The sequence below is a fragment of the Terrilactibacillus laevilacticus genome, assembly GCF_006517395.1.
GTDB classification, from domain to species: domain Bacteria; phylum Bacillota; class Bacilli; order Bacillales; family Sporolactobacillaceae; genus Terrilactibacillus; species Terrilactibacillus laevilacticus.
Genome location: NZ_VDCY01000016.1, coordinates 14744 through 30384 on the forward strand (window position 1 = coordinate 14744; position 15641 = coordinate 30384).

The window sequence follows — 15641 nt, forward strand, 5'->3', positions numbered from 1 at the left end:
TTTGAATTCGAATTAGTTTATTGCTGTTATATACTTGAGACACGATATTTATTAAGTAGGGAATGTAACATTCGACATAACTTTTTATCGTCTGTCTCTTTCTCTAATATTTTATGAATTTTCGATTCGATTTCCTGCACTTTTTCCTCACCTAAACGTGTCCAAATTTTATCTAAAGACCAAACAGCTGTATGTTTAAGGACAGGTCTTGGGTCATTTTGGATAATGTCCAAAAGAAGATAGACAGCCGTGACGTCTTTATAATTTCCTAGAGCAATAATAGCATTTCGCTGAATGGGTTTCTTGCCACGCCAAGAGCCTGACATATCGCCATATGTTTCTTTAAACTCTCGATTACTTAATTGCAATAAGGATTGAAGCAGAGGCTTTACTTTTTCAGCATCTGGCTCCATTTCTTTATGAAAATGATTGTCTATCCCTCGATTGTAGGGACACACTTGCTGACAGGTATCACAGCCGTACACTCGGTTTCCAACCGCTTTTTTATATGGTTCAGGTATATCACCTTTTACTTGGGTTAAAAAAGCAATACATTTTTGGCTATTGAGCTGGCCACCCTGAACGAGCGCCTCCGTAGGACAATGTTCAACACATATATTGCAATCACCACATTGGTCCTCTATTTGCTTATCCGGTTCGAAAGGGATATTGGTCAACATTTCACCAAGATAAACGTATGATCCATATTCCTTTGTCACTAAGTTGGTGTTTTTCCCTATCCATCCTAATCCCGCTCGCTCTGCAACGGCTCGGTCTGATAGTTCCCCCGTATCAACCATCGATTTAACAATGGCACCAGGAACATGAGTCTTTATAAATTCTTCAAGTTTGGCTAATCTTTCTTTTAATATTTGATGATAATCGAGACCCCAAGAAACCCTTGCAAAGGAGCCTCTTCTCGATTCTTTTGTGTTTTTGGGTCTTTCTTCCAGCTTAGTTGGGTAAGATAAGGCAATAGCGATAATTGACTGAGCTTCTTTCATGATCAGTTTTGGGTTGGACCGTTTTTCCAAATCTTTTGCTTCAAAACCTGATTGATAGCCTAGCATTTGCTGTTGATATAATTTTAGCCTAAGATCTTCAAATGGTTCGGCAGTCGTAAAACCGATTTTATCTATTCCTATGATTTTACTATAATCAATAATTTTTTGTTTCAATGTTTGTTCTTTTAATCCCAACTTTTCTCGCCTTTCTTTATCATATCTCGTTCTGTTCTTATAATGAACTTAGTTCTTTAAGAGGTTGTTCAAAAAGTCACCAAATGATAAGCTACGAATCTCGGCGCCCGCTCGTTTATTCCGGTCCTCATGTAGTAAAAACCTACATTTCGGTCCTCAAAACAGCGCCGCCTTGATCTTCTTGCTTCTAATTTGTCACCTTTTTGAACACGTTCTTTAAACGAACCATTCAACTTTTTTTATCTATCTTAACTTGTATCCTTTTCGTCTTACCTTATCACTTATATGTTAAACTTAGATAAAAGCATCATATCCCATTTTTTTGATTATTGTCTATAGTAGCCTGATTGGGACTTTCATGACAAATCCGATCACCTTAATCTCTTTATGTCTTAACAAGTAGAAGGAATCATAATGAAAGGTATGAGACAATGACTACCATAACAATCTCTAATGAACTGAAACACACTTGTCCAAACTTACATATTGGTTGTATTACGTACCATCATATCGTGATTGAATCAATACCGCAAATGATAGAGAGACGCATGGCTGTTTTTTTTAACGAACTAAAGCTAGCTTTAGAGAATAAGAATGTTTCAGACATTGATGGCGTTTCCCAATTTAGGAAAATATTTAAAGCTGTTGGTACAGACCCTTCGCGTTACCGCCCTAGTCAGGAAGCTTTATTTCGCCGAGTTATAAAATCAGGTGAGTTGTATTCCGTTAACTCAGCCGTCGATATTAATAACTTTTTTAGTTTACATTATGAAATCCCAATTGGTATATATGACTTAAAACAGATTCATGGGGATATACAATTAAGAATTGGAGATGACCATGATACATATGAAGGCCTTAATGGCCGGGTCATGTCGATGAAAAATAAAATAACTTCTGGAGATGAAAGAGGGGCGTTTGGAAGCCCCATTGTCGACTCCAAAAGAACGATGGTAACTGAAAAAACAACAGATGCATTAGCTCTTGTTTATTTAAAACCGTCCATGCAAGAGGATGAAGCTCATCAATTACTTCAAGCGATGAGAGACATGTTTATCCAAGTTCATGGCGGCGATGCATCTTATAAGTGGATTAAATAATATTCAAAAACAAAAAAAACAGGAGGAACCTTATATAATGGCAAATACGGATAAATTTAGCGTCGATTTTTTTACTGAAGCTTTAACTCTCCATATCGAAAAAAATAAAGACGTCATGACCCCGACGCAGGCTGCAAATAGTTATTTTCATTCAGTTGTTTCTGCTATCATTCACGATAACTTAAACAAAAATTTTGAACTTGTAAGACGCGTACGAAACTTGGATGAGGCATACAACAAGGTTAAAGAAAAAATGAAAAATGAAACCCCTAATGCCTGACACTTCAATCATTCATTTAAGTAGCAAACACCACATGAAAGAGCTTCATGTGGTGTTTGTTTTTAAAGTCTACAAATATGAAGTGGACATTCCTCACAATGACATATCGTTTTTAAATAATCTAAATCTTTAACAACAATGGAACCTTGATTGTAACTAATAGCTCCTTCTTTTTTTAAAGCCTGAAGCATCCTATTTACAGTTTCTCTTGTTGATCCAATTAATTGGGCCAAATCGGAATTAGTAAAGTTGGTTGTAAACTGAATTCCATTTTCGGTTTCTTTGCCATAAGAATGGACCATTCTAATTAAAGTTGAAGCTAGCGCTCCATTTTTTCCATAAAAAAGAAGATCTCGCATTTTAATTTGTGTATACTGACTCATATAACTCATCCACTTAATAAAATCAATGGATATTTCACTTTTTTCTAACATTAACAATTCAATTTCTCTTTGTTTAAGAACACCAATTTTACAATCTTTTGCTGCTTCAGCTGTAAAAGTATAATTTGTAGGGCCAAAACAAGCTAATTCCCCAAATAAATCATCCGTTGAAAAATAATTTAAAACTAAATCTTTTCCATCATCCGCTGATTTAAACACCTTCACCATCCCTGAAACGATGAAATATAACTTTTCAGCAGCGTCGCCTTCCCAATAGATTGTTTCACCTTTTTTATAATCCGTAACCGTCATTACTTTACGAAGTAATTCAGCATGTTTCTTCGAGAATATCGTTATGTTTTTTATTGCATGATTAATCTTTTGATCCATTCTTAATCACACCTTCCGATGGACAAAACAACAAATTTTAACTTTATTATACTGGTTAAAGACGGTGTTTTCATCTTCAAAGTGTGACAATTATCATACACTTATTCTAGTAATAGGCCAATAGGGTCTTCTAAAAGTTGTTTTATTGTGACTAAAAAACGAACAGCTTCACTTCCATCAACGATTCGGTGATCATAAGTTAGCGCGATATACATCATGGGTCTTGACTCTATCACATCCCCTTCTGGCTTCTCGATCGTTATGGGACGTTTTTGAATGTTATGCATACCAAGTATCCCCACTTGAGGATAATTAATAATAGGAGTTGACAGTAATGAGCCAAATGTTCCACCGTTCGTAATTGTGAATGTCCCCCCGCGAAGATCCTCCAATGTTAATTGATTATGGCGTGCTTTATCTGCAAAATAAGCAATATCCTGTTCAATTTCAGCAAAGCTTTTTTTATCAACATCACGAACGACAGGTACGACAAGCCCTTCCTTTGCACCCACAGCAATCCCAATATCGTAATACTTTTTTAAGATAATGTCTTGACCGTCAATTTCAGCATTTAAATGTGGAAAGACTCTCAAGGCTTGAACAACCGCCTTCGTAAAAAACGACATAAATCCCAATTTAACTTGATGTTTCTTTAGAAAATCCTCTTTCTTTTTTTGTCTAATTTTAATAATCTCAGTCATGTCAACTTCATTAAATGTCGTGAGCATGGCTGTTATACTCTTTGCATGAACTAAGTGATTCGCGATCGTTTGCCTTCTTCTGGACATGGGAATTCGCTCAATCTTTTGTTCTTGTTCACGAATTGAAGATGGTCTAACGGGTGGTTCTTTCTCATTAGATTCTGATTTAACACTTTCGTTTTGTATATCATATGGTCTAATCCGACCAAGTGGGTCCTTCGCTTTTACATCTCGTAAATCTATCCCATTTTCACGAGCGAGTTTTCTCGCTGCAGGTGATGCTAATGGAAAATTTTCAACTTTATTTTTGATTAATGTTTTTTGAATTTCTTTTTCTTGATTTGAAGAACTTTCTTCGTATTGATCCGTTTTTGTTCTATTTGGGCTTGAACCAACTTGAGCTGAATCCTTTAGCTTACCGATAACTTCTCCTACTTCAACGGCCTCACCAGCTTGTTTAATGATTTTATCTAAAACCCCTGTCTCTTCCGAGGTAATTTGAATATTCACTTTATCTGTTTCAAGTTCGACTAAATCATCGCCTTTGTTTATGGCATCTCCGACATTGACCAGCCATTTAACAATCGTGCCTTCTGTAACTGATTCAGCAAGCTCTGGGATTATGATTTCAAACATTGGATGATACCCCCTATATCTCGGATAATTTCAAATAGATGATCTTTCTTTAAAGATCGCATTTAGATTACACACAATGACGCTTGATGATTAGACCACCTACATATGGATTCCCGTTAAGGTTTTGTCCATATTTAATAAATGACGGAGAGGCAAAAGTTTTTTTCGTCTACTTGGATTGCTTAAGTGTTTCAACGATGATTCGTCGTTGTTCTCGTTTATGAATATCCGGTTCACCACTTGCTGGACTCGAACGACGAGGTCGTCCAATGTATTTAAGATCAATATGATGTGGCGCACATTCACGAAGGTAGGGTGCAATATACTGCCAAGCCCCCATATTCTTTGGCTCCTCTTGTACCCATACGAGTTCCTTTAAATTGGGATAACGAGATATCAAGTGTTCAATCTCTTCAGCAGGGAATGGATATAACTCTTCAACGCGAATAATCCTTAACCAAACACAGGCTTCTTTGTTCTTCTCTCTTTCAGTCTCTAGTTCGATAGCTATTTTGCCACTACATAATACAAGTCTCTCCACGTGATCAACCGAATAGAAAGCATCATCCGGTTCTAAGACGGGGTGGAATCCGCCCATGGAGAATTTCTCAATCTTTGACGCTGCTTTGACATGTCTTAATAAACTTTTAGGCGTCATAATAACTAATGGTCTGACTGAGTCATGATCTTTAATGAAGGCTTGCCTCCGTAAGACATGAAAGTATTGTGAACTACTTGTCACGTTAGCGACTGTCCAATTATTTTCAGCAGCCAATTGCAAATAACGTTCAAGACGGCCACTTGAATGTTCAGGTCCCTGACCTTCGTAACCATGTGGGAGCAGCATAACAAGCCCTGATTTTTGCCCCCACTTAGCTCTTCCAGCCGCGATAAATTGGTCAAATATCACTTGAGCCGCATTGGAAAAATCTCCAAATTGGGCTTCCCAAATCACTAAAGTTTTAGAAGCAAAAACATCATAACCATATTCAAAACCAAGAACACCCGTCTCTGATAGTGGACTGTTGAAAATTTGAAACGAACCTTTAGCTTCATTTAGATGTTGTAATGGAATATAGGTTTCTCCATTTTCACTATCTTTTAATACTACATGACGATGGCTAAATGTCCCCCGACCAACATCCTGGCCCGTGAAACGTAAGGATCGTCCATCTTTTAAAATTGAAGCAAAAGCTAATGATTCAGCTAACCCCCAATCGACCACCCCTTGTTCAGATAGTGCCTTCATTCGACGGGTCAGAATTCTTTCTAACTTAGGGTAAGGATGAAAGGATTTTGGCCAATCCATTAAATCACGATTTAACTCATGTAACATCTTTAGTGGTAAGGCCGTATTTACTTCAGGCAACTTAGCTGGAAGCAAATTAAGTCGTTCAAAGTCCTTCTCTTCATCTCTAGATTTGATATCGTCATAAATTTTATGAAATTGGTCATGTAGCGTCTTCTGCATGTCTTGTATGGCATTCTGGGTGATTAAACCTGCTTCTTCACAAACCTTTGCATAAATAGACCGAACAGTCGGATGTTGCTGTATTTTCTTATACAGTAAAGGTTGTGTCGTCATGGGGTCGTCTATCTCGTTGTGTCCAAAACGCCGATATCCAATTAAATTAATTAAAAAGTCTTTATGGAATCTTTGTCGATATTGAAAAGCTAAGTCTGCTGCTTTAAGGCAGGCTTCAGGATCATCACTATTGACATGCACAATGGGAATTTCAAATCCTTTAGCTAAATCACTTGCATATTTCGTTGAACGAGCATCCACCGGATCTGTCGTAAATCCTAATTGATTATTGGCGATAATATGAATGGTCCCACCTGTTTCATATCCCTTTAAACGACTTAAATTTAGCGTTTCAGCTACAACTCCTTCACCTGGGAAAGCTGCATCTCCATGAATAAGGACAGCAAATGACTTTTGAATATTTTGATGTGTTTGACCTTTATTAACTTGTTCTTCTTGAGCTGCTCGCGTATAGCCTTCAACGACAGGGCCAATAAATTCTAAATGACTTGGATTATTCATCAATGTCACTTTAACTTCAGCTGATCCCTTTTCAGCAATCGTCCGATTAGCCCCTAAATGATATTTCACATCACCCGTCCAACCAAAATTGATCCCTTTAGACCCTTCTGATGGAATCATTTCTTTATTAGGAGAGTGGACAAATTCGGAAAATATCTTCTGATAGGGTTTTCCAAGGACATGCGCTAAGACATTTAACCTCCCTCGGTGTGCCATACCCAGAATGACGTTTTTACTGCCTTCATTAACACTAACACCGATCAATCTATCTAAAATTGGAACGAGCATATCTAATCCTTCAATAGAAAATCGCTTTTGCCCAACAAACGATTTATGCAGGAAACGTTCAAATTCCTCTATTTCAGTCAACCGTTCCAGTAATTGAACTTTCTCATCATCAGATAAGGATAAACGGAGATGATCTCTTTCAACTATGTTTGTTAACCATTCACGCTCTTCTTGCTCATAGACATGATTAAATTCATAAGCAAGTGTCGAAGAATACTTTTCCTTTAAAAAAGTTATAACATCGTTAGCTGATTTCAAAGAATTGGGAGCATCTTTCCATATATAGTGAGCAGGTATCATTTGTAGATCTTCAATCGTCAAATGATACTCCTCCAAGTTAAGAAAAGAAGGCGAAGAATGGATGTTATTGACATCGAATAACGGATTGATACGAGCAATCAGATGACCATATGTACGAATATTTTCCACTAATCTAACCGTAGAAACAACGTGCTCTATGCTTATCGAATGATCCATGACACTTTCTGGTCTCTGAGCTGTTTCAAACCCACCTATACCGGGCCGTCCGTACGCTTCAAAAAAATGACGATCATGCGGATCAACGCTATTTTTATCCTTTAAGAATTTCTCATATTTATCCAAGACATAACCCAAATTAGGTCCTGAAAAAGATAACCAAGGATTGGAATTTATATGTTTTTCTGATGTCATAGCTGCCTCTCCTTATAAAAAATTTCTGTTAAGAACCCTATTGATTGATTATTCTGTCAAGTCACATGACAAGTAAACCTCTTTACTTATTGTTACTTACTCAACGCATTTTAGAATCTAAATCAATGATTTTTCATTCGAGAGAAGTTTATACTATTTAATATTAAAATGACTGTATATCTTTGTTTCGGAACTCTATTCTACTGATAAAAGTATTTTAGCATAATGCCTAATACTTAGCACTTTTCTAGATATTATTTGCTAAAGATTAATTAAAGCCGATTCATGGTATAATAATTCTTTAAGAAAATGAATGACATTTTTTATATAACATTTATAGAGGAGCTATTTAACATGAATGAACTCTATCCAGGAACTATAATTGAATGTGATGTTGTTCGCGAAGCACCATTTGGATATTTTTTATCAAATGGTCAAGAGGAAGTCCTCCTTCACCACAATGATATAGAAGAAGGCACCATTCCAAGTGGAAAAATCCGGGTGTTTTTATATCAGGATCACCAAGGCAGGCTTTGTGCGACGATGACCATTCCATCCATTACGCTTGATACATATGATTGGGCTGAGGTAGTTGAAGTAAAAAGGCGTTTAGGTGTCTTTGTTGATATTGGTATCTCAAAAGACATCCTCATCTCAAAAGATGACTTATCTGAGGAATGGTCTATTTGGCCAGATAAAGGGGACAAGCTTTACATTTCGCTTAAAACGGATAAAAAGGATCGTTTATTTGGTAAGCTAGCAGATGAAGAAACGATAAGAGCCATGTCGGCTTTAGCTTCTGATGATATGTTTAATTGCGATATTACGGCTTACGTATATCGTCATTTAATGACAGGTACTCGCGTCATTACGGAGGATCGTATTATAGGTTTTTTACATGAAAACGAGCGCAATAACCAACCTGAACCAAGACTTGGTCAAGCCGTTCAAGGACGTGTGATTGAAGTCAAAGAAGACGGAACAATCAATATAACCTTACGTAAAAGAGGTTATGAAGCGATGGATGAAGACGCAAGAAAAATATACGATTATATGGCCTCACGAAATGGTGCCATGCCTTTTTGGGACAAGAGTTTGCCAGACGATATCTTTAATAAATTTGAGTTAAGTAAAGGTGCTTTTAAGCGTGCTCTTGGTAAACTTATGAAAGAAGGTAAAGTCTATCAAGAAGAGGGCTGGACATATTTTAAAAATAATGAATAGCAGATCATGCCTGAGCCTATTCCACTTAAAGATAGCAAAATGTCATCACAAATTGACCTAATAAACGCTTTCCTTGATAGTTGAAAATATAGACTCACAATACCAAATAAGGGACCAACATAGGCTTAGCACATGTTGGTCCCTTAAGTTTGATAATTTTATTTAATATTAAAACGGGCTAGCAAATATCGCCAAAGCAATGATTCCACATATAACCCCCACACCAGCAAAGTCCATCATAACATCGGAAACCGACACATCTTCAAATAATTTTTCTACGGTTTTTTCATTTTTCATGTCTTTCCCTCCACTCTATAAGATGGTTTAATACTATGACGGTAATGTTCCATTCATGTTAAAGAGGTTGTTCAAAAAGTCACCAAATGATAAGCTACGAATCTCGGCGTTGGCTAGTTTTTCCGGTCCTCATGTAGCAAAAACCTACATTCCGGTCCTCAAAACAGCGCCGCCTTGATCTTCTTGCTTCTAATTTGTCACCTTTTTGAACACGCACTTAAAGTCATTTTTCCCATTTAATAGATGATTTAAACTAAAAAGCCATTTACCTCAGTAAATTTTGAGACTGAAACTTCCATCAGTGGAGGTCTTTTTTAGCCGTTAAGGCGAGATAAAATGGTTCTTTAGTCGATATATTAGAAGACAAAAACACTAGATTTATATATTTTTAGCCCTATAAGTTCGTTCTTTTGTCCATCGTAATCGGACCGTTTGCCATATTAAAGCTAGAAAATAAAAGATGGCTTCAATTATCGTAATATAAAAACTAACAGGCACGTTCGTTATGTAACTTAAACTTAAACCTGCCCAAACCCCAATTAAGGAGAAGAGGGATGAAAGAAGGATCATTCCAAAAACGGAATGCGTCAAGTGTCGAGCGGCTGAAGCTGGCACTGTTAATAGGGCAAAAACAAGCAAGGCACCAACAATTTGAACAGCTTCCGCAACTAAAATAGATAAAACGAATAAAAATCCGATCGAAATAAAACGAACAGGTAAACCTGCTGCATGGGCACCTGCTGGATCAAAAGAATCAAACTTCAATACTCGGTAACTTAAAATAAGTACGATTAATAAAATCAATGAAATGATAACAATCTCGATGACATTTTGACGACTGATACCTACAACACTGCCAAAAAGAATCGTTGTTGCGAAATTGGTTTGCTTATTTGATAGAAATAAAAATAAGATACCTAAACCGAGAAAAAGACTTAAAATGACACTTACTGCCGCATCTCGTCTAAAAATTTTAACTCCCATTTGACCCACGGCAAGCCCACTCACTGTTGTAAACAATAATAACCCGGTTAATGGATCCCAACCCATAAATACAGCGAATGAGGCGCCAGAAAAACCGATATGTGAAAATGTATGACTAATAAAAGATAAACCTCTAGCCATAACAAAGACACCAAAAGCCCCGCACATAACAGCAACAAAGGTGCCTGCAATGAAGGCATGTTGCATAAAATCATATTGGAACATCTAAAAACATCAACTCCAAACTTTTAACAGTATTTAATAAGTGCGAATGCGTTCATCCTTGATCTCTTGATTGATTTGTTGATCAACCGAAGTTATCGATTCATCAGAGTAAGGTGGATGCAAACACAGGGAAAGTTCCTTCTCATCTTTCATTATCTCTTCCGTTTTCCCAATAATATAATGTCCTCTTGTCATATGCAAAGTCCGATGGGCATATTTTTTCACCAAATGTAGATCGTGGCTAATAAATATAATGCCGATATGTCGACTTTCACAAAGATGATGGACGAGAGATGTCATAGATTCTTGAGCTTCGGGATCTAAATTAGATGTCGATTCATCTAAAAGTAAGACATCAGGATCCCTTGCAAGTGCTTGTGCAAGATAGACACGCTGCTTTTCACCGCCAGATAGTTTTCCAATTGGTTTCTTTGCGAGATGAATCGTGTCCGTTTCTTGCATTATTTTGCTGACTTTTTTTCGGTCTTTACCCGTTAACCATGGACGAATCATATTAGGTAAGCCAAGAGATACAAAATCCCATGCACGAATGGGCATATCAGCATCTATTAACCGTGACTGTGGAACGTAACCCATCACAGGTTTTTTATTTGTACTTTTAATGACGACTTTACCTTCTTGTGGAGTAATGAGTCCTAAGATGACTTTTAATAAAGTCGATTTCCCTGCACCGTTTGGGCCTATGATGCCTAGCATCTCTCCTTTATGGACAGAAAAGGAGATGTCTTTGAGTATCCGTTCGCCATTAAAAATGACGTTAATATGATCAACATCTAATGTTTTGAGCACTTTTTTTTCACTCCCTTAATTTTGTATCTATCATGTAAAGAGCCGGTTAACCCTTATTTTGATCGAGAGTTACCGGCAGTAAAAGTATATTTCGTAAATTTGCTGTTATTAGCTTATTTCGATTCTGATTGATCTTGAATTTGTTCTATTTGCCTTAATGCATCTAACATCCACGTTTTATATGTTTTTCCTTTTGGCAAGGTTTCCGTTACGTTAACGATAGGAATATTCTTTTCTCCAACCAATTTGAGAAGTGATTTTAATATCGGGTTTTCTACTTGTTTATTATTGACAAAGAAGTCTATTTTTTTACCCTTTATTTCATCTTGCATTGCTGCTAAATCCTTAGGAGCAGGATCAGAACCTTCTTCAACTGCTAAAGCGAACTTCGAATTTTTTACTTTATAATTGAGAGCCGTCAACATATTATCAAATAATGGTTCTGATACGTCAACACTTTTTGTTTTAGGCTGTTTAAGTTCCTTCACTAAGTCTGTTACAGGTTGTAAGGATTGGCTGTAGGCTTTTGCGTTATGATCATACGTATCAGCATTCTTAGAATCTATTTTAGCTAATCGACCTGCTAGATAGTTAGCAAGTTTCGGCATCGTTTCTGGATTGTACCATAGATGTTCATTGTCGCCCTCTTGTTTTTTCATGACATCTTCACCCACACGTATGGTTGGCACATTCTCATTGGTTGAATCAACCAACTTTTCCACCCAATTGTCGTACCCTATTCCATTATAAATGATGAGATCTGCTTTACTTACCATTATTGTTGTTTGAGCAGTTGGATCAAATTCGTGTGGGTCTACATTAGGCGAATTAATAATAGACGTCACTTTGACATGTTTGCCACCAACCGCTTTTGCGACTTCACCATAAAAATCTTCCGCCACAACAATATTAACTTTTCCTGATGCATGATTAGATTGCTTAGTTTGTGAACCACAAGCGGTTAAGAGGAGTAGACTACCTAAAATTAAAAAAATTCCTATAAACTTACGAATCTTGTCTTTCCCTGCCAATGAGTCCTTTCCTCCTTAAGTCGTTTCTTATGTATTTTTAATCGTAATGCTTACGATTTATTAACAAATGCACATTAAATAGTAATAGTTACGATTTATTTTGTCAAGTAATTTTCATTATTCATTCATTGTAACCAAGTTTTCCTATTTTATGACATGCTAGAAGCTGATCATAGAAATGAACATTATTTTAATTGCATGACCGATTTTACTTCTTTTGTTCAATTTTCTGTTTTTTCTTTTTCACTGGTGCGTTATAATAACCCTAATTCAAATTTTTATCGTAGAGAGAAAAAACGGAGGGAATAACAGTCATGACGCAATTCCAAGTCGAATTAAAAAGAGTTGTCGATGATTCATATAATATAGAAATCGGACGACAACTATTTCCAAAATTAGTTGAAGATATAAACCATGGCTTAATAAAAAATGTAAATAGATTTGCCATCATTTCAGATTCTGTTGTATCAAATTTTTATGGTGACAAACTCCTCCATTTATTAAAAGAGGCAGGATACGATTGTCATCTATTCACGGTACCAAACGGTGAAAAAACAAAAAATAGAGAAACAAAAACAGACATCGAAGATCAAATGTTAGCCCTCGGTTATGGAAGAGACAGTGCCATCATTGCATTAGGTGGCGGCATGATCTCTGACCTTTCAGGTTTTATTGCTAGTACGTTTTGTCGGGGTATTCCTTATGTTAACTATTCAACGACGCTCCTTTCCGCAGCCGATGCATCAGTTGGCGGGAAAACGGCCGTTAACACCCCTGTCGCAACAAATTTAATAGGAACATTCTATCAACCAACCAAGGTATACATTGACTTAGATTCATGGAAAACCTTGCCTCTTCGCGAGTTTCGTAGTGGACTCGCCGAGACGATTAAACATGCCTGTCTTGCTGATAGCCATTTCTTCAGTTTTCTCGAAACTCATATGGAAGATATCCTAACTTCAGATAAACTGATATTAAATGCCAATGTTTGTTCACACATCGCCTACAAAAATTGTGATATAAAATTTCATGTCGTTGAAAAAGATGAAAAAGAATCCAATCTCCGTCAAATATTAAACCTAGGACATACTGCAGGACGGGCTTTGGAAGCGCTCAGTGGATATACTTTATTACATGGTGAAGCCATTGCTGTTGGCCTTGTTATTCAAGCTAAAATAGCCAACAGTTTAGGTTTACTCGAAGCTAAAGAAGCAGACAGAGTATATGCTTTACTCAAAAAAGCAGGATTTAATCTTACTATCCCAGGAGACATTACGTCAGAAGCATTGGTCAAAAAAATGTACACAGATAAAAAAGTCCGAAACGGCCAAATTAGATTTGTTTTGATGTCCAAAATTGGACAAATGAAACAATTCGATGACGGTTCATATTCCGTCCCTGTTAGTGAAGAACTCATCTATCAAGCCATCCAATCCCTATAAAGAAAACTTGCCGATTGGTCAGCCTGTAAGGCGCTGAACAGAGGCCTAAAATGTGTCACTACGGCTTCACCTTCGCGACAACTCGATGCTAAATCGAAGAAGATTATGCTAGTCACACTTGTACTTTATTCCTTAAATCTTTTACCATTCTTAAAGGTAAAAAAACGAAGGAACCTAGTAAACTTACTTCATACTAGGTTCCTTTTTCCTATTCATAGACTGCAACACTTAAACAAGGTACTTATGACTTAGTAAATTTGCTTTAATTATCGCAAGTTTTGATTTTTTTCTACAATTTTTTCTACAATTTTTTCTTCTCTATGATAATATAAAGACGTTGAAACCTTATACAAAAGGATAAAAAAGGAGGGGAAAATGAAAAAGTTTAGTAAATTAATAGCTATGGCTATGGCTATTTTCCTAATTGTTAGTACCATCCCACCTAGTATCTCTTTTGCGGCTACTACATATACAGCAACAGCCAATCTTAACGTAAGATCAACACCTAGCACAAGTAAAAAAGCTATTGGTTTGTTGAACAAGGGATCAAAATTAACAGTCACAGGATCTAGTGGTAGCTGGCTAAAAATTAGGTACAAAAACAAATCAGCCTATGTCTTTGGAAAGTATGTCAAGAAAATGGTTACGTCATCGCCATCGTCTTCTTTTAAAAAGGTTAACTACCTAGGCTATGGAGCAAATGGAGTATACATACGTCAAACGCCTAATGGTAAACACCTTACTACTTGGTCAAAAAATACGCCGATTACCGTTGTTGGACAAACAGGCAATTGGTTAAAGATTAAGTATTATAACGGATATGCCTATACGTATAAAACTCATGTTAAGCAAGGAAAACCATCCCCTCTTTACCGAGCATATGGCAAAGATTATGTCTATATTAGACAAACGCCGAACGGTAAACACTTAGCCACATGGCCAGAGGGAACACCATTTAATGTCTATGCCCAAAATGGAAATTGGATGGTTATTAATTATGGTAATGGTTACGCTTATACGTATAAAGGACATGTCAAAAGAACACCATCTTCAGAAAAAGTTCTATATAAAGGAACAACAACGACTAACTTAGTTGTCAGGGGTACACCAAGCACCAAAGCAACTAAACTCACTACACTAAAAAAAGGTACGACGGTAGAGGTTGTCCGAACAGGTAGTTGGCTTAAAATTAAATATAAAACAGGTTATGCCTATGTTTCTGGTTCTTATGTAAAAAAGCCACAAACTGAGAAAAAGGTAAACTACCCAGGCTATGGAGCAGATGGTATCTATATTCGAGCAACGCCTAACGGTAAGCACCTTACCACTTGGGCAAAAAACACCCCAGTCACTGTCGTCGCAGAAACAGGGAATTGGTTAAAAATTAAGTACAACAACGGTTATGCCTATACGTACAAAACTCACGTCAAAAAAGGAAATCCTCCTGTAGCTTATAAAGCCTATGGCAAAGATTATGTCTATATTAGACAAACGCCGAACGGTAAACACTTAGCCACATGGCCAGAGGGAACACCATTTAATGTCTATGCCCAAAATGGAAATTGGATGGTTATTAATTATGGTAATGGTTACGCTTATACGTATAAAGGACATGTCAAAAGAACACCATCTTCAGAAAAAGTTCTATATAAAGGAACAACAACGACTAACTTAGTTGTCAGGGGTACACCAAGCACCAAAGCAACTAAACTCACTACACTAAAAAAAGGTACGACGGTAGAGGTTGTCCGAACAGGTAGTTGGCTTAAAATTAAATATAAAACAGGTTATGCCTATGTTTCTGGTTCTTATGTAAAAAAGCCACAAACTGAGAAAAAGGTAAACTACCCAGGCTATGGAGCAGATGGTATCTATATTCGAGCAACGCCTAACGGTAAGCACCTTACCACTTGGGCAAAAAACACCCCAGTC

13 protein-coding genes are annotated in these 15641 nt (G+C 36.8%); 5 read left to right on the forward strand and 8 right to left on the reverse strand.

Going from position 1 to position 15641, the window contains the following annotated elements; all coding sequences use genetic code 11:
• Positions 1-26: 26 nt before the first annotated feature.
• Positions 27-1199 (reverse strand): tRNA epoxyqueuosine(34) reductase QueG, encoded by a 1173-nt coding sequence (gene queG / locus FG390_RS13505; RefSeq protein ID WP_141191568.1) that lies wholly within the window; start codon positions 1197-1199, stop codon positions 27-29.
• 431 nt (positions 1200-1630) lie between these two features.
• Between queG and FG390_RS13510 the strand changes: the two genes are divergently transcribed.
• Positions 1631-2299, forward strand: a complete 669-nt coding sequence (locus FG390_RS13510; protein ID WP_141191569.1) for a B3/B4 domain-containing protein — start codon at positions 1631-1633, stop codon at positions 2297-2299.
• 37 nt (positions 2300-2336) lie between these two features.
• Entirely contained in the window at positions 2337-2579 is a 243-nt protein-coding gene (gene yvfG / locus FG390_RS13515) for a protein YvfG (RefSeq protein ID WP_141191570.1), read from the forward strand.
• A 62-nt stretch (positions 2580-2641) separates the two neighbouring features.
• Here yvfG and FG390_RS13520 read toward each other — a convergent pair whose 3' ends face one another.
• From FG390_RS13520 to FG390_RS13530, 3 genes are all read right to left on the reverse strand, one after another.
• Positions 2642-3352: a Crp/Fnr family transcriptional regulator gene (locus FG390_RS13520; protein WP_141191571.1), complete on the reverse strand. Its 711-nt coding sequence runs from the start codon at positions 3350-3352 to the stop codon at positions 2642-2644.
• 101 nt (positions 3353-3453) lie between these two features.
• Positions 3454-4689 (reverse strand): 2-oxoglutarate dehydrogenase complex dihydrolipoyllysine-residue succinyltransferase, encoded by a 1236-nt coding sequence (gene odhB / locus FG390_RS13525; protein WP_141191572.1) that lies wholly within the window; start codon positions 4687-4689, stop codon positions 3454-3456.
• 169 nt (positions 4690-4858) lie between these two features.
• Positions 4859-7696 (reverse strand): 2-oxoglutarate dehydrogenase E1 component, encoded by a 2838-nt coding sequence (locus FG390_RS13530; protein WP_141191573.1) that lies wholly within the window; start codon positions 7694-7696, stop codon positions 4859-4861.
• A 354-nt stretch (positions 7697-8050) separates the two neighbouring features.
• Here FG390_RS13530 and FG390_RS13535 point away from each other — a divergent pair, with 354 nt between their 5' ends.
• A complete protein-coding gene (locus FG390_RS13535) occupies positions 8051-8920 on the forward strand; it encodes a CvfB family protein (protein ID WP_141191574.1) in 870 nt (289 codons plus the stop codon).
• 168 nt (positions 8921-9088) lie between these two features.
• On the opposite strand, the gene FG390_RS16090 is transcribed toward FG390_RS13535, so the two are convergent.
• From FG390_RS16090 to FG390_RS13550, 4 genes are all read right to left on the reverse strand, one after another.
• Positions 9089-9217, reverse strand: a complete 129-nt coding sequence (locus FG390_RS16090; protein WP_258311675.1) for a hypothetical protein — start codon at positions 9215-9217, stop codon at positions 9089-9091.
• 378 nt (positions 9218-9595) lie between these two features.
• A complete protein-coding gene (locus FG390_RS13540; RefSeq protein ID WP_141191575.1) occupies positions 9596-10426 on the reverse strand; it encodes a metal ABC transporter permease in 831 nt (276 codons plus the stop codon).
• 33 nt (positions 10427-10459) lie between these two features.
• On the reverse strand, positions 10460-11236 hold the full coding sequence (locus FG390_RS13545) for a metal ABC transporter ATP-binding protein (RefSeq protein WP_141191576.1): 777 nt from the start codon (positions 11234-11236) through the stop codon (positions 10460-10462).
• Positions 11237-11349: 113 nt separating this feature from the next.
• Positions 11350-12267 carry a metal ABC transporter solute-binding protein, Zn/Mn family gene (locus tag FG390_RS13550; protein WP_246092657.1) on the reverse strand — a complete coding sequence of 306 codons (918 nt, stop codon included), beginning with the start codon at positions 12265-12267 and terminating at the stop codon, positions 11350-11352.
• Between the two features lie 314 nt (positions 12268-12581).
• Between FG390_RS13550 and aroB the strand changes: the two genes are divergently transcribed.
• On the forward strand, positions 12582-13709 hold the full coding sequence (gene aroB / locus FG390_RS13555; RefSeq protein ID WP_141191577.1) for a 3-dehydroquinate synthase: 1128 nt from the start codon (positions 12582-12584) through the stop codon (positions 13707-13709).
• A 375-nt stretch (positions 13710-14084) separates the two neighbouring features.
• The coding region (locus FG390_RS13560; protein ID WP_141191578.1) for an SH3 domain-containing protein at positions 14085-15641 on the forward strand (1557 nt) is incomplete at its 3' end.